Source organism: Pseudocitrobacter sp. CD920760 (assembly GCF_057782505.1).
This window is the reverse complement of sequence record NZ_CM173490.1, coordinates 4,357,213-4,377,323: the sequence shown is the minus strand read 5'-3', so window position 1 is coordinate 4,377,323 and position 20,111 is coordinate 4,357,213. Positions and strand designations below refer to the sequence as shown.

The 20,111-nt window shown below is 57.4% G+C and carries 21 protein-coding genes; 17 read left to right on the top strand and 4 right to left on the bottom strand.

Annotated features, from left to right (window positions below; translation table 11 throughout):
* Positions 1 to 20 precede the first annotated feature (20 nt).
* The 3 genes from AC1MKH_RS20470 to metK form a co-directional block, all read right to left on the bottom strand.
* On the bottom strand, positions 21 to 521 hold the full coding sequence (locus AC1MKH_RS20470) for a SprT family zinc-dependent metalloprotease (RefSeq protein ID WP_276223733.1): 501 nt from the start codon (positions 519 to 521) through the stop codon (positions 21 to 23).
* A 130-nt stretch (positions 522 to 651) separates the two neighbouring features.
* Complete coding sequence (galP, locus tag AC1MKH_RS20465) at positions 652 to 2,046, bottom strand: galactose/proton symporter (protein WP_276223731.1); 1,395 nt, start codon at positions 2,044 to 2,046, stop codon at positions 652 to 654.
* Between the two features lie 350 nt (positions 2,047 to 2,396).
* Positions 2,397 to 3,551 carry a methionine adenosyltransferase gene (gene metK, locus AC1MKH_RS20460; protein WP_276223804.1) on the bottom strand — a complete coding sequence of 385 codons (1,155 nt, stop codon included), beginning with the start codon at positions 3,549 to 3,551 and terminating at the stop codon, positions 2,397 to 2,399.
* A 406-nt stretch (positions 3,552 to 3,957) separates the two neighbouring features.
* Between metK and AC1MKH_RS20455 the strand changes: the two genes are divergently transcribed.
* The 4 genes from AC1MKH_RS20455 (at position 3,958) to speB (ending at position 7,408) form a co-directional block, all read left to right on the top strand.
* Entirely contained in the window at positions 3,958 to 4,107 is a 150-nt protein-coding gene (locus AC1MKH_RS20455; RefSeq protein WP_442961949.1) for a hypothetical protein, read from the top strand.
* An 84-nt stretch (positions 4,108 to 4,191) separates the two neighbouring features.
* Entirely contained in the window at positions 4,192 to 4,323 is a 132-nt protein-coding gene (gene yqgB, locus AC1MKH_RS20450; protein WP_149463255.1) for an acid stress response protein YqgB, read from the top strand.
* Positions 4,324 to 4,331: 8 nt separating this feature from the next.
* Complete coding sequence (gene speA, locus AC1MKH_RS20445; RefSeq protein WP_276223728.1) at positions 4,332 to 6,308, top strand: biosynthetic arginine decarboxylase; 1,977 nt, start codon at positions 4,332 to 4,334, stop codon at positions 6,306 to 6,308.
* Between the two features lie 179 nt (positions 6,309 to 6,487).
* Positions 6,488 to 7,408: an agmatinase gene (speB, locus tag AC1MKH_RS20440; protein ID WP_276223726.1), complete on the top strand. Its 921-nt coding sequence runs from the start codon at positions 6,488 to 6,490 to the stop codon at positions 7,406 to 7,408.
* A gap of 4 nt (positions 7,409 to 7,412) precedes the next feature.
* On the opposite strand, the gene AC1MKH_RS20435 is transcribed toward speB, so the two are convergent.
* Positions 7,413 to 8,624 (bottom strand): MFS transporter, encoded by a 1,212-nt coding sequence (locus AC1MKH_RS20435; protein ID WP_276223802.1) that lies wholly within the window; start codon positions 8,622 to 8,624, stop codon positions 7,413 to 7,415.
* A gap of 415 nt (positions 8,625 to 9,039) precedes the next feature.
* Here AC1MKH_RS20435 and AC1MKH_RS20430 point away from each other — a divergent pair, with 415 nt between their 5' ends.
* The 13 genes from AC1MKH_RS20430 (at position 9,040) to AC1MKH_RS20370 (ending at position 20,103) form a co-directional block, all read left to right on the top strand.
* On the top strand, positions 9,040 to 9,363 hold the full coding sequence (locus AC1MKH_RS20430; protein ID WP_015963079.1) for a Rieske (2Fe-2S) protein: 324 nt from the start codon (positions 9,040 to 9,042) through the stop codon (positions 9,361 to 9,363).
* Positions 9,360 to 9,668 (top strand): recombinase-like helix-turn-helix domain-containing protein, encoded by a 309-nt coding sequence (locus AC1MKH_RS20425; protein WP_015963080.1) that lies wholly within the window; start codon positions 9,360 to 9,362, stop codon positions 9,666 to 9,668. The genes AC1MKH_RS20430 and AC1MKH_RS20425 overlap by 4 nt, the downstream gene beginning before the upstream one ends.
* Before the next feature lie 10 nt (positions 9,669 to 9,678).
* Complete coding sequence (locus tag AC1MKH_RS20420; RefSeq protein ID WP_276223721.1) at positions 9,679 to 10,701, top strand: aromatic ring-hydroxylating oxygenase subunit alpha; 1,023 nt, start codon at positions 9,679 to 9,681, stop codon at positions 10,699 to 10,701.
* Positions 10,701 to 11,450: an SDR family oxidoreductase gene (locus AC1MKH_RS20415; protein ID WP_276223719.1), complete on the top strand. Its 750-nt coding sequence runs from the start codon at positions 10,701 to 10,703 to the stop codon at positions 11,448 to 11,450. Before AC1MKH_RS20420 ends, AC1MKH_RS20415 begins: the two co-directional genes overlap by 1 nt.
* Positions 11,451 to 11,466: 16 nt before the next feature.
* Complete coding sequence (locus AC1MKH_RS20410) at positions 11,467 to 12,255, top strand: IclR family transcriptional regulator (protein WP_108475824.1); 789 nt, start codon at positions 11,467 to 11,469, stop codon at positions 12,253 to 12,255.
* Positions 12,256 to 12,342: 87 nt separating this feature from the next.
* Positions 12,343 to 13,269: a VOC family protein gene (locus AC1MKH_RS20405; protein WP_276223715.1), complete on the top strand. Its 927-nt coding sequence runs from the start codon at positions 12,343 to 12,345 to the stop codon at positions 13,267 to 13,269.
* Positions 13,266 to 14,462: an NAD(P)/FAD-dependent oxidoreductase gene (locus AC1MKH_RS20400; RefSeq protein ID WP_327621999.1), complete on the top strand. Its 1,197-nt coding sequence runs from the start codon at positions 13,266 to 13,268 to the stop codon at positions 14,460 to 14,462. The genes AC1MKH_RS20405 and AC1MKH_RS20400 overlap by 4 nt, the downstream gene beginning before the upstream one ends.
* Before the next feature lie 26 nt (positions 14,463 to 14,488).
* Positions 14,489 to 15,745 (top strand): MFS transporter, encoded by a 1,257-nt coding sequence (locus AC1MKH_RS20395; protein WP_276224152.1) that lies wholly within the window; start codon positions 14,489 to 14,491, stop codon positions 15,743 to 15,745.
* Between the two features lie 10 nt (positions 15,746 to 15,755).
* A complete protein-coding gene (locus tag AC1MKH_RS20390; protein ID WP_015963087.1) occupies positions 15,756 to 16,286 on the top strand; it encodes a cupin domain-containing protein in 531 nt (176 codons plus the stop codon).
* 9 nt (positions 16,287 to 16,295) lie between these two features.
* Positions 16,296 to 17,066, top strand: a complete 771-nt coding sequence (locus tag AC1MKH_RS20385; protein WP_276224156.1) for an alpha/beta fold hydrolase — start codon at positions 16,296 to 16,298, stop codon at positions 17,064 to 17,066.
* The gene (locus tag AC1MKH_RS20380) at positions 17,050 to 17,844 is read left to right on the top strand and encodes an SDR family oxidoreductase (protein ID WP_276224158.1); all 795 of its coding nucleotides are present in this window, start codon (positions 17,050 to 17,052) and stop codon (positions 17,842 to 17,844) included. Before AC1MKH_RS20385 ends, AC1MKH_RS20380 begins: the two co-directional genes overlap by 17 nt.
* A gap of 9 nt (positions 17,845 to 17,853) precedes the next feature.
* Complete coding sequence (locus AC1MKH_RS20375) at positions 17,854 to 18,624, top strand: aspartate dehydrogenase (RefSeq protein WP_276224226.1); 771 nt, start codon at positions 17,854 to 17,856, stop codon at positions 18,622 to 18,624.
* A 9-nt stretch (positions 18,625 to 18,633) separates the two neighbouring features.
* Positions 18,634 to 20,103, top strand: a complete 1,470-nt coding sequence (locus tag AC1MKH_RS20370; protein ID WP_276224160.1) for an aldehyde dehydrogenase — start codon at positions 18,634 to 18,636, stop codon at positions 20,101 to 20,103.
* Positions 20,104 to 20,111 lie beyond the last annotated feature (8 nt).

Below are 20,111 nucleotides of genomic sequence, written 5' to 3'. Positions count from 1 at the left end.
CTTCCAGAAAATTCCATCAGTTACAATTCTGCAACCAACGGCTCGCCGCAGTGTACGCAACGATAGGTCGCTTCACCGCGCACCACGCGATTATGGCGGCGAATGGTCAATTGATGCAGCTGGCAGCGGCAGCGGTAGGGGAAAGTTTTGCTGCGTATTGAACTCAGTTCAAACTGATGCGTGCGGCGTGCCGGAACGCCGAGCACCGCTTCCATCATCCATTTCCACTCTTTCCCGTGCGGAGGAACGCGGCCAAAGTGCTTCCACACCAGCAGATGCGCCAGTTCGTGCGGAACCACTTCATCAATAAACGCCTGCTGGTTTTCCGCCAGCAGTACCGGATTGAGGCGAATTTCATACTCCTGCAACCACGCGGTACCCGCCGAGGTGCCGCGCTGTTGATAAACCAGCTTTGGCTCGGGGTAGTTACGCTTGAGCGCAAGATTCGCTTTGGCAAGATTTTCCCGCAGACAACGCATCACGCTTTGCTGGAGGGCGATAGGAATTCGAGGGCTTTTCATGGCGCAGAGGATAGAGCGGGTAGTGGGGCGAGTGCAAGAGGAAGGTATGCCCAATGGCGCTTCGCACATCGGGCATACAAGATGATAGGTAGGTCGGGTAAGCGCAGCGCCACCCGACACTACGCCCGGATTAGTCGTGCGCGCCGATTTCGCGCAGCTTGCGACCTTTCATCAGGTTACGTTCAATATGTTCCAGCGACACATGTTTGGTTTCCGGAACCAGCCAGATAGTCAGGACGATGAAGAACAGGTTCAGACCGGCGTAAACCCAGAAGGTGTTGGCGTTGCCCAGCGAGTTGAGCATGGTCAGGAACGTTGCGCCGACGATCATGTTGGCAATCCAGTTGGTCGCGGTAGAGCAGGTGATACCGAAATCGCGGCCTTTCAGCGGCTGAATTTCAGAACACAGTACCCAAATCAGCGGACCGGCGCTCATGGCGAAGCCAACGATAAACATCAGCAGCATGGCAATCGCGAAGTATTGTGCAGACGGCGAATGGATACCGACGTGCATCATTGTACCCAGTACGCCCATGCCGACGGCCATCACCAGGAAGCCCAGCGTCAGGGTTGGTTTACGGCCCCAGCGGTCAACCAGCCCGATGGCAATAAAGGTCGCCAGTACGTTGGTCAGACCGACGATAACCGTGCCCCACATCTGTTCGTGCGTGTTGGTATAACCCGCCAGCTCAAAGATTTTCGGCGCGTAATACATGATGACGTTCATCCCGGTGAACTGCTGCATTACCTGTAACAGCACGCCCAGGAACACCGCGCGGCGGAAGTTGCTGTTCTCTTTAAACAGCGCCCAACCACTCTGCTTAACCTGCAGGCTTTCACGGATTTCATCCAGCTCGCGTTTCGCTTCCGCGCTGGTATCACGCAGACGAAGCAGTACGCGTTCCGCGTCGTGGAAGCGGCGTTTGGCCGCGAACCAGCGTGGACTGTCCGGCAGGAAGAATACGCCAATCAGCAGCAGGATCGCCGGAATGATAATCACGCCCAGCATCCAGCGCCATGCGCCAGAGTAGCTGAACGCGGTATCCGACAGGTACGCGCCGAGAATACCGATGGTAATCATCAACTGGTACATGGAAATCATACTGCCGCGAATTTTTTCCGGCGCGATTTCAGAGAGATACAACGGTGCCGTATAGGACGCGACACCCACAGCCAGGCCCAGCAGGACGCGGGAGATAATCAGCACTTCCGGGTTTGGCGCAGCGGCGGAGAACAGCGAGCCGAGGACAAACAGGATTGCGCCAATCATCAGGCTTTTTTTACGCCCGAGACGGAAGGAGAGCCAGCCACTGCCGACTGCACCAATCGCGGCACCGAACATCATGGAACTGACCACCCACTCCTGGGTGTGTGGAGAAATCTGAAACTCATCGGTAATAAAGGGTAGGGCACCGGCAATTACGCCGATATCAAGACCGAAAAGGAGTCCGGCCAGGGCTGCCAGAAAACAGACAAAAAAGGTCATTGTCTTGTTAGAACGCCCTTGTTTTTTATTGTCAGGCATTATGCCCTCCAGTTGGATTATCAGCTTTGTCGATGTTAAGGGTAAGTGAGTCCGCCGTAAAAATATGTGATTGTAATCACAGGAGTGTAATCGCTTACACTATCATTCATAGTGACTATGTATTAAAAATTATAGTAATCAAATAGTTAATTGTGAAATGTGGCGGAAAAAAAATTGTGCTTCAGATTAGCCTGAAAAATAAATGTAACAACAGAGCATTTGCTATGTAACATGCCTGGCTACGTCAATTGGCCTGATAGGCGGTGGGGTGTAATCGCTTTCATAGCGCACGCGTTAGAAATAAAAAAAGGCCAGCACGAGGCTGGCCTTCAGATAAAACGGTGGGGAGATTATTTCAGGCCGGCAGCATCGCGCAGCAGTGCCGCTTTGTCGGTTTTTTCCCACGGGAAATGTTCGCGGCCAAAGTGACCGTAAGCTGCGGTCTCTTTGTAGATCGGGTGCAGCAGATCCAGCATCTGAATGAGGCCGTACGGACGCAGGTCGAAGAACTCGCGCACCAGCAGGGTCAGTTGTTCAGAAGGCACTTTCTCGGTACCGAAGGTTTCCACCATGATGGAAGTCGGTTCTGCCACGCCGATTGCGTAGGAGACCTGAATTTCACAACGGTCAGCCAGGCCCGCAGCAACGATGTTTTTCGCCACATAACGTGCCGCGTATGCTGCGGAGCGGTCCACTTTTGATGGATCTTTACCGGAGAACGCACCGCCGCCGTGACGCGCCATGCCGCCGTAGGTATCAACGATAATTTTACGGCCGGTCAGACCGCAGTCGCCCATCGGGCCGCCGATCACGAAACGACCGGTTGGGTTGATGAAGAATTTGGTTGACGCGTTCAGCCATTCAGTCGGCAGAACTGGCTTGATAATCTCTTCCATCACTGCTTCCTGCAGGGATTTCTGATCGATGCTTTCAGCGTGCTGAGTGGACAGAACGACCGCATCAATACCGACGATTTTACCGTCGTCATACTGGAAGGTGACCTGGCTTTTCGCATCCGGACGCAGCCATGACAGGGTGCCATTCTTACGCACTTCAGCCTGACGCTGCACCAGACGGTGCGCATAGGTGATTGGCGCTGGCATCAGCACGTCGGTTTCGTTGGTTGCATAACCAAACATCAGACCCTGGTCGCCCGCGCCCTGTTCCAGCGGATCGGAACGGTCAACGCCCTGGTTGATGTCCGGAGACTGTTTACCAATTGCGCTCAGTACGGCACAGGAGTTGGCGTCAAAGCCCATATCCGAATGCACATAGCCAATTTCGCGAACGGTGTTACGGGTGATCTCTTCGATATCAACCCATGCGCTGGTGGTGATTTCACCGCCAACCAAAACCATGCCTGTTTTCACGTAGGTTTCGCAGGCTACGCGGGCTTTCGGGTCCTGTTCGAGGATAGCGTCAAGCACGGCGTCGGAGATTTGGTCCGCAATTTTGTCAGGATGCCCTTCGGATACAGACTCGGACGTAAATAGGTGTTTTGCCATAATTTCTTCACCCTGGAAAAAATAGAGTTCGATAAGCTTCATGTGGCGATGCCCGCGCTGTGCGATGTGCGCTAAAACGGGCAGCAGGTCGGCACACAAGAAGTCAGTATAGACGGATTAACTTCTGGACGGCTATTCTAGGTTACTTCTTAATCCGATTTCCAGCGTTTTTTGATTTGGCTCGCATTCTTGCGCAACGCAAGGTGGAAATTTTTCCTGACATTGCTGGCAGAGTCCGTATTTTTATTTTGCTTTTTACCCGTCTTCCCGGTATAAAACGCGGCGCGCGGCTCATACCAAAAAAGTGCACGAATTGATTTCGTGACGCCACTTCCAGCCGGGCTAAAACATGCGTTTTTTGGCTATAGCAAGTCCTTCGGGGCTGGCGTGGAGGTGATATCAAATAATGAACCGTTGTATTGTGCCAAATCTGTCACACCGTCCTGGTGTGAACCCGACTCCCGTTCTCAGTATCTCTGCTTTGTATACCTGCCGATGTTTTACCCATTTCGGCGCTTCTCAGGACTCCAGGGCCGGCCAGGCTTTCAGGAACTGAACAAGGGCGCTCTTGCTCCAGCAAGAGATTTCTCGTGGTTTCTCCGAACATCGTCTTAAGTTCGGTTGCGTGTTTTACAATGATATGAACAAGAAACCGGTCGCACAGTCGATGCACCAGCATAACGCGCTGGGAAATCAGGCTGTATATGGGTTGTTATCGCATCGTTACGCTGCGATAGTAGTTAACTGTTTTACACTAGATACAAATTATTGAGGTTCGCTATGTCTGACGACATGTCTATGGGTTTGCCTTCGTCAGCGGGCGAACAAGGTGTACTACGTTCCATGCAGGAGGTTGCGATGAGCTCCCAGGAAGCAAGCAAGATGCTACGCACATACAACATTGCCTGGTGGGGCAATAACTACTATGACGTCAACGAGTTAGGCCATATCAGCGTATGCCCTGACCCGGACGTTCCGGAAGCCCGCGTTGACCTGGCGCAGCTGGTAAAAGCGCGTGAAGCGCAGGGGCAGCGCCTGCCTGCGCTGTTCTGCTTCCCGCAGATCCTCCAGCACCGTTTGCGCTCGATCAACGCCGCGTTCAAGCGTGCGCGCGAGTCTTACGGCTATAACGGCGACTATTTCCTGGTCTACCCGATCAAGGTAAACCAGCATCGCCGCGTGATTGAATCCCTGATCCACTCTGGCGAACCGCTGGGGCTGGAAGCGGGTTCCAAAGCAGAATTGATGGCTGTGCTGGCTCACGCTGGCATGACCCGCAGTGTGATTGTGTGTAACGGCTATAAAGACCGTGAATACATTCGCCTGGCGCTGGTGGGTGAGAAGATGGGCCATAAGGTCTATCTGGTGATTGAGAAAATGTCGGAAATCGCCATCGTGCTGGAAGAAGCCGAGCGATTAAACGTCGTGCCGCGCCTTGGCGTGCGTGCGCGTCTGGCGTCGCAGGGTTCCGGTAAATGGCAATCCTCCGGCGGCGAGAAATCCAAATTCGGCCTCGCGGCGACGCAGGTGCTGCAACTGGTGGATATCCTGCGTGAAGCCGGGCATCTGGACAGCCTGCAACTGCTGCACTTCCACCTGGGTTCACAGATGGCCAATATTCGCGACATCGCCACCGGCGTGCGTGAATCGGCGCGTTTCTACGTTGAACTGCACAAACTGGGTGTGAACATTCAGTGCTTCGACGTTGGCGGCGGCCTGGGCGTGGACTACGAAGGGACGCGTTCCCAGTCCGATTGCTCGGTGAACTACGGCCTGAACGAATACGCTAACAACATTATCTGGGCGATTGGCGATGCCTGTGAAGAGAACGGTCTGCCGCACCCGACGGTGATCACCGAATCGGGCCGAGCGGTAACCGCGCATCACACGGTGCTGGTGTCGAACATCATTGGCGTTGAGCGCAACGAATACACCGAGGCGACTCCGCCTGCTGACGACGCGCCGCGTGCGCTGCAAAGCATGTGGGAAACCTGGCAGGAGATGCATGAGCCCGGCACGCGCCGCTCGCTGCGTGAATGGCTGCACGACAGCCAGATGGACCTGCACGACATTCACATCGGTTACTCCTCCGGGGCGTTCAACCTGAAAGAGCGCGCATGGGCAGAGCAGCTTTATCTGAACATGTGCCACGAAGTGCAGAAACAGCTCGACCCGAGCAACCGCGCGCATCGCCCGATTATCGATGAACTGCAAGAGCGTATGGCGGATAAAATTTACGTCAACTTCTCTCTGTTCCAGTCGATGCCGGACGCATGGGGTATCGACCAGTTGTTCCCGGTGATGCCGCTGGAAGGCTTAAACCAGGTGCCAGAGCGCCGCGCGGTGTTGCTGGATATTACCTGTGATTCCGATGGTGCGATTGATCATTACGTCGATGGCGACGGGATCGCCACCACCATGCCGATGCCGCAGTATGACGTGGACAACCCGCCGATGCTGGGCTTCTTCATGGTTGGCGCGTATCAGGAGATCCTCGGCAACATGCATAACCTGTTCGGTGATACCGAAGCGGTTGACGTGTTCGTCTTCCCTGACGGCAGCGTGGAAGTTGAACTGTCTGACGAAGGCGATACGGTAGCGGATATGCTGCAATACGTGCAGCTTGATCCCAACACGTTGCTGACTCAGTTCCGTGACCAGGTGAAAAACACCGGTCTGGACGAGGCGCTGCAACAGCAGTTCCTGGAAGAGTTTGAAGCGGGGCTTTACGGGTATACGTACCTGGAAGACGAGTAAGTTTGCGCGGGCGTTGCCCGGTGGCGCTACGCTTACCGGGCCTACAAGTACCTTGAACCCGCGCAAAAAAACGGCGATAATTTGCCCCAACAAGCTGTAACTCAAATCAATCCCTTCCTCGTCGGGCCTAACGACGCGGAAGGGATTTTTTTTTACCGACTTTAGATGAGGTCATAGCCATGAGTACCTTAGGAAATCAGTACGATAACTCCCTGGTATCTAACGCATTTGGTTTTTTACGTCTGCCGCTGAACTTCCAACCGTATGACAGCGATGCCGACTGGGTGATCACCGGCGTGCCGTTTGATATGGCGACCTCGGGTCGTGCCGGTGGCCGTCATGGCCCGGCGGCCATCCGTCAGGTTTCCACCAATCTGGCCTGGGAGCACAACCGCTTCCCGTGGAACTTCGACATGCGTGAACGCCTGAACGTCGTGGACTGCGGCGACCTGGTGTATGCCTTTGGCGATGCTCGCGAAATGAGCGAAAAATTGCAGGCGCACGCTGAAAAACTGCTGGCTGCGGGTAAACGCATACTCTCCTTCGGCGGTGACCACTTCGTCACGCTGCCGCTGCTGCGCGCGCACGCCAAACACTTCGGTAAAATGGCGCTGGTGCATTTTGATGCCCACACCGACACCTATGCGAACGGCTGCGAATTCGACCACGGCACCATGTTCTACACCGCGCCGAACGAAGGTCTGATTGACCCGAACCATTCCGTGCAGATTGGTATCCGTACCGAGTTTGATAAAGACAATGGCTTCACCGTGCTGGATGCCTGCCAGGTAAACGATCGCACCGCTGATGACATCATCGCCCAGGTGAAACAGATTGTCGGTGATATGCCGGTTTATCTGACCTTTGATATCGACTGCCTCGACCCGGCTTTCGCGCCAGGTACCGGTACGCCGGTCATCGGCGGCCTGACGTCTGACCGCGCCATCAAGCTGGTGCGCGGCCTGAAAGATCTCAACATCGTGGGTATGGATGTTGTGGAAGTGGCGCCGGCCTACGATCAGTCTGAAATCACCGCGCTGGCAGCGGCGACCCTCGCACTGGAAATGCTGTACATCCAGGCCGCGAAAAAAGGCGAGTAATCCGTTACGTGCTCACTGCTGCTGCGCGACGCATGCGCAGCAGCAACATTCCGCCCGCCAACAGCGTCACGATTTGCGACGCCACCAGAACCGAAAACCCTGCGCTCACCGACCCGGCATATTTCATCACCACGCCCATCAGGAGCGGAATAAACGCCGCGCAAATATTGCCAATCCCGTTAATGATTCCATAGGCGCTGCCCACCGCGTCGTGTGCCGCGTGATGCTGTACCACTGCCGGAATGGCTGCACCCTGTAATCCCCAGAAAATATTGGCTGAGAGTAAAAACAGCCCCAGCATGGCGGGCTGATGGCTGAGCATGAGCGCCAGCACTGAGCACGCTGTCAGCGCGCCGCCGGTGACGAACAGCAGCGGGGCCTGTTCCGGGCGCAGTTTATCGAGGAGAACGCCGCCTAAAAATTTTGACCCGAGACTCAGCAGAAACGGAATGGCGGCCAGAAAGCCCGTCGCGTGAAGTGAGAAGTGATGCTCATCGCGCAGCCACGCCGGAAGCCACGCGCTGCTGCCCCACAGATAGCTCAACGTGGCAATCTCAACCAGCAGGATCCAGCCGAGCAACGGCGTGCGCCAGGCCAGCATAAAGGTCTCGCTCAATCCCCTTTGGCTGGTGCGATTCGCTTTCTGTGGCGCAGGTAAAAAGCGATAAATCAGCCCGCCACCAAGCAGCAAATTCAGCGCGGCAAGTGCATAAAATGACCCCATCCAGCCCAGATGTTGCATCAGAAACGTGACCAGCGGGAAGCCAACAGCCAGCCCGAGCGATACACCCAGGGCGCTTACGGCATTCGGTTTGCCAATCTCCTGCGCGGCAAAGTGGTCGCTGATGTAGCGCGTCTTCAGTGAAAAGAGCGGCCCTTCAGCAATGCCGAGGATCACGCGCGCGATAAGCATGCCGAACAGCGATCCGAGCAGAGGGGAGATAGCGCAAACCAGCGCCCAGACGGCGATGCTGATCAACAGTCCCTGACGGTAATTGAGTTTACTTTCCATTACCGGAGTTAATAGAAGAGCCGACAATCCATAACCCAGAAGAAAGAATGTCATTAACATTCCTTGTAACATTCTGTTTTCATTTATATGAAAATGATTGACGAAGTCGGCATTGAGAATCATCACCGAGATATTTACTCTATCGACATAAGAAATCACAATTAGAAACAATAACGCGATGACGCCCTGCCAGCGTGCTGAAATCATCTTATTTCTCCTGCCAGAAATATTATTTATTTTTTTGCGTTTATAGTTTCACAATGAAAATGTATCACCAGTGAAACTCATTGATATAAAAGATTAATTTTTTTATTGGTTTCACCTGTGAAACCAGGTGACGAAACCTCGAGCTATTTATTAATAATCCCGTCATTCAAAAGTCAATATCTTTGAAAGTGAAAATCACGCTATTTATAAAACAGATTCTTTCCGCCTTCATAAATCACAATTTCATATCGATGCAGTTTTTCGTGATCGATTACACACTTAGCTAATTAATTGCATAGTACTTAACAAAAACGTCACATTTGCGCTTGACGAAACATTCACCGCTTTTATATTGAGCGTATTAAATAAGAAACACAGTTTCATATATGAAACAAAAGCCTGGAGGAATGCGATGAGCTGGATAGGCGTATGTGACGCGGAGCAGGTACAGGAAGATTTCCCTTATAGCGGCAACATTGAAGGTAAAGAGATCGGTATTTATCTGGTCGATGGCGAGTTTTACGCGCTGGAAGACGTTTGTCCTCACGCTTACGCGCTGTTGAGTCAGGGGTTTGTCGAAGATGGCAAAGTGGAATGCCCGCTGCATGAAGCGGTGTTCGACGTTAAAACCGGCCAGTGCCTGCACGGGCCAGGTGGCCGCAACCTGAATCGCTACCCGGTACGGGTATTCGAAAACCAAATTCAGATCACTTTCATTGAGGAGACCGTGGCATGAGCGAAACCCTGGATTTCAACCCGGCGCTGCCGGAAAGCCGCCAGTTTACCCCGCCGGCAGAAGGCGGTAACGGCAACATTCACAAACCGGGCGATTACCAAAATATCATCTGGCAAACCCGCAGCCGCGTGCCGGAGAACTGGGAGCTGCTGCTGATTACCGCGCTGGAAGAGTTGTTCGAACAGGGCGTGGAGACGCTGCCGGAACTGGTCAACGGGCTGAACGCGATTCGCATGTACGACCAGCAGGGCGCGCCATGGAGCGATGACAGCTTCCAGGCATTCTTACAGGTTAACGGTTACTGAGGGGCGGGTGATGACAACAACAGTACAGAGCTATCTCGATAAAGGGTTGCGCGGTTTGTGGTATCCGGTTCTGGCGAGCTGGGAAGTGCAGTCCGCACCGGTCGGGATCACCCGCCTGGGCGAACAAATTGTGGTGTGGCGTAACAAAGATGGTCAGGTTCAGGCGCTGGAAGATCGCTGCCCGCACCGTGGCGCGCGTCTGTCGATGGGCTGGAACCTCGGCGACCGTATTGCCTGCTGGTATCACGGCGTGGAAGTAGCGGGCAACGGTGAAGTGAAAGACGTTCCGGCGGTGGATCGCTGCCCGCTGGTGGGCCAGCAGTGCGTGCGCAGCTACAACGTGCAGGAAGCGCACGGCGCGATTTTCCTGTGGTTTGGCGTCACCGCTGACCAACAGCCGGAAGAACTCACCTTCCCGGAAGAGCTGGCGGACACCGAAAGCTACAGCAATTTCCTCTGTTCTGCTGCGTGGAAATGCAATTACCAGTACGCGCTGGAAAACGTGATGGACCCGATGCACGGCACCTACCTTCACTCGTCTTCGCACTCGATGGCGGAAGGCGATCGCAAAGCCGACATGGTGCTGCAACCGACTAAAACGGGCTTTATCTTCGAGAAAAAAGGGCAGAGCGGCGTCAACTTCGACTGGGTTGAACTGGGCAACAGCGGCACTTACTGGATGCGCCTCTCGATTCCGTATAAACGACGTTTTGGGCCGGGCGGTCACTTCTGGATAGTCGGCATGGTGGTGCCGGAAGATAACGACAATTGCCGCGTCTTCTTCTGGCGTATCCGTCGCGTACAGGGCTGGCAGCGCGATCTCTGGCGTTTCATGTACCGCAACCGCCTGGAAAAACTGCACTGGGAAGTGCTGGAGCAGGACCGCGTAGTGCTGGAGAGCCTGGCGCCGAACGCCCGCGATCATGAATATCTCTATCAGCACGATGTCGGCCTTTCCCGCCTGCGCCGCATGATGCAGAAAGCGGCAAAAGAACAGCTGGCGACGCGCGACGCGCAGCAGGGAGCGGCCTGATGCACGGCTTACTCGACGGCAAGCGCATCGTGGTGACCGGCGCAGCGCGCGGGCTCGGCTTCCACTTTGCCAAAGCTTGTGCAGAGCAGGGCGCGACGGTTGCGATGTGCGACATCCTCGCCGGTGAGCTGGCGGAAAGCGCGCACGGCCTGCGTGAGCAGGGCTACCGTATTGAAGATTACGTGATTGATTTAGCCGACAGCGCGTCTATCGACGCCGCGTTTACCGCTATCGCAGAAAGTGGGGCGATTGATGGGCTGGTGAATAACGCGGCGATGGCGACCGGCGTCGGCGGCAAAAACATGATCGACTACGATCCGGATCTCTGGGATCGGGTGATGAACGTCAACGTCAAAGGTACCTGGCTGGTGACCCGCGCCGCCGTACCTCTGCTGCGCGAAGGATCGGGGATCGTTAACGTGGCCTCGGACACTGCCCTGTGGGGCGCGCCGCGCCTGATGGCTTACGTTGCCAGCAAGGGCGCGGTGATTGCCATGACCCGTTCGATGGCGCGTGAACTGGGCGAAAAACGCATCCGTATCAATGCGATTGCGCCGGGGCTAACGCGCGTGGAAGCGACGGAATACGTGCCTGCTGAGCGTCATCAGCTGTATGAAAATGGCCGGGCGCTGGCGGGTGCGCAGCAGCCGGAAGATGTCACCGGTAGTGTGCTGTGGCTGTTGAGCGATCTCTCCGGATTTGTTACCGGGCAACTTATTCCGGTCAACGGCGGCTTTATTTTTAACTGAGCAGGGCGGAGGCAGTATGGCGAACGAGCACGAAATCAAGTACCTGGTGCCCGGTCTGGAGCGCGGTTTACAGCTGCTGCTGGCCTTCGGTGAACAGCACCGCGACCTGACCTTCGCTGAGCTTCACCGGCTGGTGGATATGCCGAAAGCGACGGCCTACCGCGTGGTCCAGACGCTGGAATATATGGGGTTTCTGGAGCGCAACCCGCGTACTAACACCTTCTCGCTTGGGATGAACGTGTTGCGTCTTGGCTTTGAATATATCGCCTCGCTGGATGTGGCCCAGGTTGGGCAGCCGGTGATTGAGCAACTGCGCGACAGCAGCCAGTGCAGCAGCCATCTGGCGATCCGCGACGGGCGCGACATTATCTACATCGCCCGCGTCAGCGCCGCTGGTTCGCGTATCAACCACGTCAGTATTGGCACACGTCTGCCGGTGCATTGCACATCGCTGGGCCGCATGCTGCTGACGGATGTGTCGCGCAGCGAGTTTGAACAGATTTTCCCGAACGAACGCTTACCGGGGAACACGCTGGGCCAGCCGCATGATCGGGAAGCGCTGTGGCAAATGGTGCAGCAGGATAAAGCGCGCGGCTACGTCATTGGCGAATCATTCTTCCGTGAAGGGATCTCCTCCATTGTCTATCCGGTTTACGACCGCAGCGGGCGCGTGGCGGCGGTGGTGAGCATTCTGGTGCCCTCGGAACAGGTGCCGCAAACCGATCGCGATCGGTTGCAAAACGACGTTCGCATGGCGGCGGACAAAATCTCTGGCTTTTTAGGGTATCTGTCACAAGCCAGTTAAATCAAACAGTGAGATGCAGGCGCTGAAGGGCGTCGGGCATGCTTTACGCCCAAATCAGGGCGTGGAGTGGCAAAGAGGCAACGAACCATGAGTGTAATCGGAATTGAAAAGCTGGAGTTTGGCGTCGATGACGTGACCCACAGCGCAAAATTTATGGCTGATTTTGGCCTGAAGGGTGATGCCAGCGGGCGTCGATTCACCACCCTGAGCGGTGCGAGCGTGGAGCTGAATTCGCAGGATGCCCCCGCGCTGCCGGACGCTTTTGAAGCGGGCAACACGCTGCGCCGCATGACCTGGGGCGTGGCGAGCCAGGCGGAACTGGATGCGTTGCGCCCGAAGCTTACCAGCCAGCCGGGTTTTCGTGAGGTGGACGGTGCGCTGGAATGCCGTGACCCGAACGGCATGACCTTGCGCGTGCAGGTTAGCCAGCAGCAGCCGGTTGAACTGAACGTTGAGCCGATTAACCAGTGGGGCGATGCGCGCCGTATCGACACGCCAAGCCCGGTTTACGATCGTGCGGAGCCGATCAACATCGGCCACGTAGTGTTCTTTGTTGAAGAACTGGCGGCGGTGGAGAAATTCTACCGTGAAGTGCTGGGCTTCCAGGTCTCTGACCGTTACATCAACCGCGCGGTATTCCTGCGTTGCCAGGCGCGCGGCGGCCATCACAATCTTTTCCTGCTGCAATTGCCTAACCGCAAGCGCGGCCTGAATCACGTCGCCTTCACCGTACGCGACATCCATGAAGTGATTGGAGGCGGGATTGCCATGAACAAACATGACTGGAGCACCTTTATCGGCCCCGGTCGTCACCCGGTCTCTTCCGCCTATTTCTGGTATGTAAACAGCCCAACCGGCGGGGCGTTTGAGTACTACACCAACGACGACTACCTCACCGAGAAGTGGCAGCCGCGCGAGCTGGAGCATTCGCTGGTCTCCTTTACCGAGTGGGCGGTGGAAGGCGGTATCGACCACGACACTCGCCGCCAGCAGAAGAAGCCGGAGGCGGTATGACGGCGCGCATCGTGATTATCGGCGGCGGCCAGGCGGGCGGCTGGGCGGCGAAAACCCTGCGCGATGATGGTTTCGACGGCGAGATTTGCGTAGTGGCGGAAGAAGAGTGGGATTTCTACGAACGCCCGCCGCTGTCGAAAGCCTCGCTGCTGGACGCGTCCCCGACGCTGCCGCGTCTGTTCAGCGAGGAGGCGCAACAGGCGCTGAACCTGCGCTGGTATCGTCCGCTTCGCGCGCAGGCTATCGATCCACACGCAAAAACCGTTGCGTTGAGTAACGGAGAGTCACTCAGCTACAACCAGCTTTTGATTGCTACCGGCGGCCGGGCGCGCCTGCCGGGAGACGCGTGGGCGACGCATCCGCAGGTGTATACCCTGCGCCACTGGCAGGATGCGCAGCGTCTGAAAAAGCGCCTGGCGCAGAGCCAAACGCTGGCGATTATCGGCGGCGGCTGGATTGGCCTGGAGATTGCCGCCTCGGCGCGCAAAAGCGGTATCGCGGTCACTCTGTTTGAACAACAGCCCGCGCTGTGTATGCGCTCAGTCAGCGCGGAAGTTTCCGCTGAACTGCTGGCGCTGCATCAGCAGCAGGGCGTGGATGTGCGCACCGGATGCGGGGCTATCGAACTGGATGGCGGCGATGAAAACGCGGTGATCCACTGCGACGGCCAGCGTGAGATCTTCGACGCGGTGGTGGTGGGGATCGGCGTCGATCTCAACCTGGAGCTGGCACGCGATGCCGGGCTGAAAACCGATCGCGGTATTGTGGTCGATGCGCAAGGACGCACGTCAGATCCGGCGATCTTTGCCGTGGGTGATGTGGCGCAGCACGCGCGTTACGGCCTGTGCGTGCAGTCATGGGCATTTGCGCAGAATCAGGCGGTGGCGACGGCCAAAGCGATGCTGGATGCCAGCGCGCCCGGTTACGACGACGTGCCGTGGCTGTGGTCGGATCAATACCAGCACAATATTCAGATCCTTGGCATTCCGCAGCCAAACAGCCGGACGGTGGTTCGCCGGGAAGAAAAAGGACCGATTTTCTTCTCGCTCAACGCTGACGGTACGCTGAATCAGCTGGTGGCGTTTAACGATCCGCGCACCGTTAAGCTTGCGAAACGCTGGATGGCGAGCGGGCGCGATCTGAACGCCGAGCCATTAGGCGATCCTGCATTTTCACTGATGTCACTACGCTAACCGCGACGTAACCCTCAGGGGGGAACATGAGCACATTAGAGAACAACACCGCGCCCGTTGAGGCGCGCGGTGAGGGCGTCTGCACGCCTGAAACGACCGTTCGCTGGGCTATTCCGCTGTCGCTGCTGGCCTGCGTCCTGTTGGCGTTTTTCGACAAAATCAGCATTGCCGCACTCTTTTCTGACAGCCATTTCCAGCAGGCGATGGGCATCGACTTCGACACCACGCGTCTGGGCATTCTGATGAGCGCGTTCCTGCTGAGCTACGGTTTTTCTTCCGTCTTGCTGAGCGGGTTGGGCGACAAGATCGCGCCGCTGCGTTTGCTCACCGGGATGATGGCGGTGTGGTGCGTGTTGATGGTGATGATGGGCTTTACGCACAACTACACGCTGATGGTAACGCTGCGCATTCTGCTCGGCGTGGCGGAAGGGCCACTGTTCCCGCTGGCGTTCGCCATAGTGCGCCATTCTTTCCCGCAGCATTTGCAGGCGCGCGCCACCATGCTCTGGCTGCTCGGCACGCCCGTGGGCGCGGCAATTGGCTTCCCGCTTTCCATCTGGTTGCTCAATACCTTTGGCTGGCAGAGTACCTTCTTCACCATGGCGCTGCTCACCATCCCGGTGTTGATTCTGGTGCGCATTGGTTTGCGTGGCGTGCAGCTGGAGGCGAAACAGGCACCGACGCAACAGTCGCAGCTAACGCGTCGGGCGGCGCGTCAGGAGCTGTTTGTCAGCACTCACTTCTGGATGATTTGCGTCTTTAACATCGCCTTCCTGACCTATCTGTGGGGCATCAACGGCTGGCTGCCGGGCTACCTGATTAAAGGTAAAGGCATTCACCTGGAGCATGCGGGCTGGCTGTCGTCGATGCCGTTCATCGCCATGCTACTGGGCGAGGTGATTGGCGCGTGGCTTTCCGATCGCGTCGATAAACGCGCAGCCGCCTGCTTTATCTCGATGGCAGGGGCGGCCATTGGCCTGACGGCGGTCATGCATCTGGATACGCCGCTAACCATCATCGCCGCCATGAGCTTCAGCACCTTTATGTGGGGCGTGGGCGCGCCGAACATTTTTGCCCTGCTGGCAAAAGCCACCCATCCACGGGTGAGCGCCACGGCGGGCGGTATTTTCAACGGGCTGGGAAACTTTGCCGGGGCGTTGTCGCCGGCGGTGATGGGGGCGCTGATCGCCTTCACTCACAGTATGGATTCCGGGCTGATCTTTCTGGTGGTAATGGCGACCGTAGGGTGCGTCCTGTTACTGCCGCTGCTTAAACGTTACTGAGGAGTGTGTCATGTCTGATTCAACCGTGAGCGCGAAAACCGGCATCAAGCCAGAAAATCTGAGCATGGAAGAGTGGGTGGAGTCGCGTATTGCCCGCTTTGAAGGCCGTAAATATGACTGGAACGCGTTGAAGTTCCAGGCCGATTTTGACCCGAAATATCGCCGTGCGCAGATGCGTTATATCGGTACCGGGGCGACCGGCGTCGCCAGCGATACCAACACCGTTGCGGCGGAACACTTCACTTTCTCCACCATGGTATTGCCGTCGAAATGCGAAGGTCCGCTGCATCTGCACGATGACGTGGAAGAGGTCTTCTTCATGCTGAAAGGGCAGATCACCCTGATGATTCAGGATGGTGACAACTACACCGAAACGGTGCTGCGCGAGCGCGATCTCATCTCCGTTCCGGCGGGGATCTATCGCGGCCTGTTTAACCACGGCGAAGAAGAAGCGCTGATGTGCGTGATGCTCGGCACCAAAAAGCCGGAGATCCCAACCTATCCGGCAGACCATCCGCTGTCGAAAGTGAAACGTAACTAAGGAATGACGATGACGGGTTTTCGTGAACAGGGCCATGGCGTGCCGGTGATGCTGCTCCATGGCATTAGCTCCGGTGCCGCCTCCTGGCATAAGCAGATGGCGCTACCGGGCTGCCGCGTGCTGGCCTGGGATATGCCGGGTTATGGCGAAAGCCCGATGCTGGCAACCGAACGGGCGAATGCGGGCGACTACGCGGATGCGCTTGCGCTGTTGCTTGACCGTGCTGGCGTCTGGCAAACGGTGCTGGTGGGGCATTCGCTGGGCGCGCTGGTGGCCAGCGCGTTTGCTGCGCGTTACCCCGAACGGGTAGTGCATCTGCTGCTGGCGGACCCGGCGCAGGGCTATGGCAACGCGACGGCGGAAAAGCGCGAACAGGTGTGGCGCAGCCGGGAACAGCAAATAGCGATGGGCGGCGAGATCCTCGCGCAAACCCGCGCGGCGGCACTGCTGCAACCGGCGGCACGCCAGGACGATGTCGCGACGGTGGCGGCAGGGATGCGCCGTCTGCGCCCGGAAGGGTATCTGGCGGCGGCGTGGATGCTGGCGCATGACGATATTCACCGCTGGCTTGAACAGTACGGCGGGGCGTTCAGCGTGTGCTGCGGCGAGCAGGACACCATCACGCCACCGGATGCCGCGCAGGCGCTGGCCGCCCGTTACGGTATGCCGTACACCGCCGTTCCGAAGGCCGGGCATGCCAGCTATCTCGATAACGAAACGACATTTAATCAATGGCTTTTGCAGGCAATGGAAGAGGTGCGCGATGAATGCACAAATTGAAGGGCGTGTAGCGGTAGTCACCGGGGGATCGTCGGGGATCGGTTTTGAAACCCTGCGCCTGTTACTGGGTGAAGGTGCAAAAGTGGCATTTTGTGGCCGCGATCCGGACAGGCTCGCCAGCGCGCATGCCGCGTTGCTCAACGAATTTCCGCAGGGTGAGGTTTTCTCTGCCTGCTGCGATGTACTGAAAGAAGAAGATGTACAGGCGTTCGCCGCCGCCGTTGAAGCGAATCTGGGCCGCGCCGACATGCTAATCAACAACGCCGGGCAGGGCTTTGTCGCCCATTTTGCTGACACCCCGCGCAGCGCATGGCTGCATGAAGCCGAGCTGAAATTATTTGGTGTCATCAACCCGGTACAGGCGTTTTTAAGCCAGCTTGAAGCGTCGGATATCGCGTCGATCACCTGCGTAAACTCACTGCTGGCGCTACAGCCGGAAGAGCACATGATCGCCACCTCGGCTGCGCGCGCCGCGCTGCTGAACATGACGCTCACCCTGTCGAAAGATCTGATTGAGAAAGGTATCCGCGTAAATTCCATTCTGCTGGGGATGGTGGAATCCGGCCAATGGCAGCGCCGCTATGAGCAGCGCAACGATAAAAGCCAGAGCTGGCCGGAGTGGACCGGTGATATCGCCCGTAAGCGCGGCATTCCGATGGGCCGTCTGGGCAAACCGCAGGAGCCCGCGCAGGCGCTGTTATTCCTGGCGTCGCCGCTGGCCTCGTTCACCACCGGGGCCGCGCTGGATGTCTCCGGCGGTTTCTGCCGTCACCTTTAAGGAGCAATGATGAAAAAGGTCATGTTAATTGGCTACGGCGCGATGGCGCAGGCGGTGATCGAACGTTTACCTGCCAACGTGGCGATCGGCTGGATCGTGGCGCGGGAATCACATCATCAGGCGATCCTGGCGCGTTTTCACGGCGAGGTTACCCCGCTGGTGGATCCGCTGGCATGCGATGCTACGCCGGATCTGGTGCTGGAGTGCGCCAGCCAGCAGGCGGTGGCACAGTACGGCGAAGCGGTCCTCAAACGCGGCTGGCACCTGGCGGTTGTCTCCACTGGTGCGCTGGCGGACAGTGAACTTGAACAGCGGCTGCTGAACGCGGGCGGAAAATTAACCCTGCTGGCAGGCGCGGTGGCGGGCATCGACGGTTTATCGGCGGCGAGAGAAGGCGGCTTGCAGCGCGTGACCTATCAGTCGTGTAAAAGCCCGGCCAGCTGGCGCGGGAGCTACGCCGAACAGCTGATTGACCTGGCGACGGTGCAGGAAGCGCAAATCTTTTTCGAAGGCAGTGCGCGGGAAGCCGCACGCCTTTTCCCGGCGAATGCCAACGTGGCGGCAACCGTGGCGCTGGGCGGGGTGGGCATGGATGACACCCGCGTTCAGTTAATGGTTGATCCGGCGACGAAACGTAACACCCATACCCTGCACGTTGAGGGGCTGTTTGGCGAATTCCACCTCGAACTCAGCGGCCTGCCGCTCGCCAGCAACCCGAAAACCTCCACTCTGGCGGCACTGAGCGCGGTGCGCGCCTGCCGTGAACTGTCTCAGTGCTAAGAGGCTGATATGCAAGAACTCTCTATTTTTGTTGGCGGAGCCTGGCGACGTGGTAACGGTGAAGCGATGCAGAGCACCTTCCCGGCGGACGGTTCGCTGAACGCCACGCTCAACGCCGCCAGCATCGACGATCTGAACGATGCGGTTAAAAGCGCTGAGCGCGCCTGGCGTGACCCGGCATGGCGCAATGCGCTGCCGCATCAGCGGGCGAAAGTGCTGCACAACGTGGCGGACATTATCGAATCGCGCGTGGATGAACTGGCCCTGATGCAAAGCCGCGACAACGGCAAACCGTTGCCGGAAGCGCGCGGCCTGGTGCTGAGTGCTGCGGGAACGGCGCGTTATTTTGCGGCGGCCTGCGAACTGCTGGAAGGCGAACTGCCGACCCCGCGCATGGCGGAGGTATTAACCCTCAGCCGCTATGAGCCGCTGGGCGTCGTCGCGGCCATTACGCCGTGGAACTCGCCGATTGCCAGCGAAATGCAGAAGGTCGCTCCGGCGATTGTGGCGGGCAATGCGGTGATCCTCAAACCGGCAGAAGCCACGCCGCTGATGGCGCTTGAACTGGCACGTATTTTTGAACAGGCAGGGCTTCCCGCCGGGCTGTTGAGCGTGTTGCCGGGGAAAGGCTCGGTGATTGGCGATGCGCTGGCGCGCCATCCTCAGATTCGCAAAATCTCTTTCACCGGCGGCACGACCACCGGGCGGCATCTGGCGCACGTGGCGGCGGAAAAACTGATCCCCGCCTCGCTGGAGCTGGGCGGCAAATCGCCGACCATCGTGCTGGAAGATGCCGATATCGAACAGGCGGCGCGCGGCATTTGCTACGGCATTTTCAGTTCGGCAGGGCAGGCGTGTATCGCCGGTTCGCGTCTGTTTATTCACGAATCAGTTTATCAACCGCTGATGGCACGGCTGCTGGAATTAACCCGTGGGCTGCGCGTTGGGCACCCTCATCAGGAAGGCACGCACATTGGGCCGCTGATTAACGAAAAGCACCGTAAAAGCGTGATGGATTACGTCGCGCTGGCGCAGAAAGAGGGCGGGCGCGTGCTGTGTGGCGGTGAAATTCCCGCTGACCCGGCGCTTGCCAGTGGCAGCTATTTCCAGCCGACGATTATCGATGGCCTGAATAATCAGGCACGTGTCTGTCAGGACGAGATTTTTGGCCCGGTGCTGGTGGCTATGCCGTTTGCCGACGAAGAGGCGCTGATTTTACAAGCGAACTCATCGGTTTACGGGCTGGCGGCGGGTATCTGGACACGCGACACCGGGCGAGCGCTGCGCTTAAGCGAGCGGCTGGAAGCGGGCACGGTGTGGATCAACACCTACAAAGTTTTCGCCATCTCGACCCCGTTCGGGGGCTTTAAAGAGAGCGGTCTGGGCCGCGAAAAGGGTATTCAGGGGCTGAAAGCCTGGATGCAACAAAAGAGCATTTATCTGGCGACGGGCAATAGCGTCAACCGCTGGTGCGACTAAGAATAAGG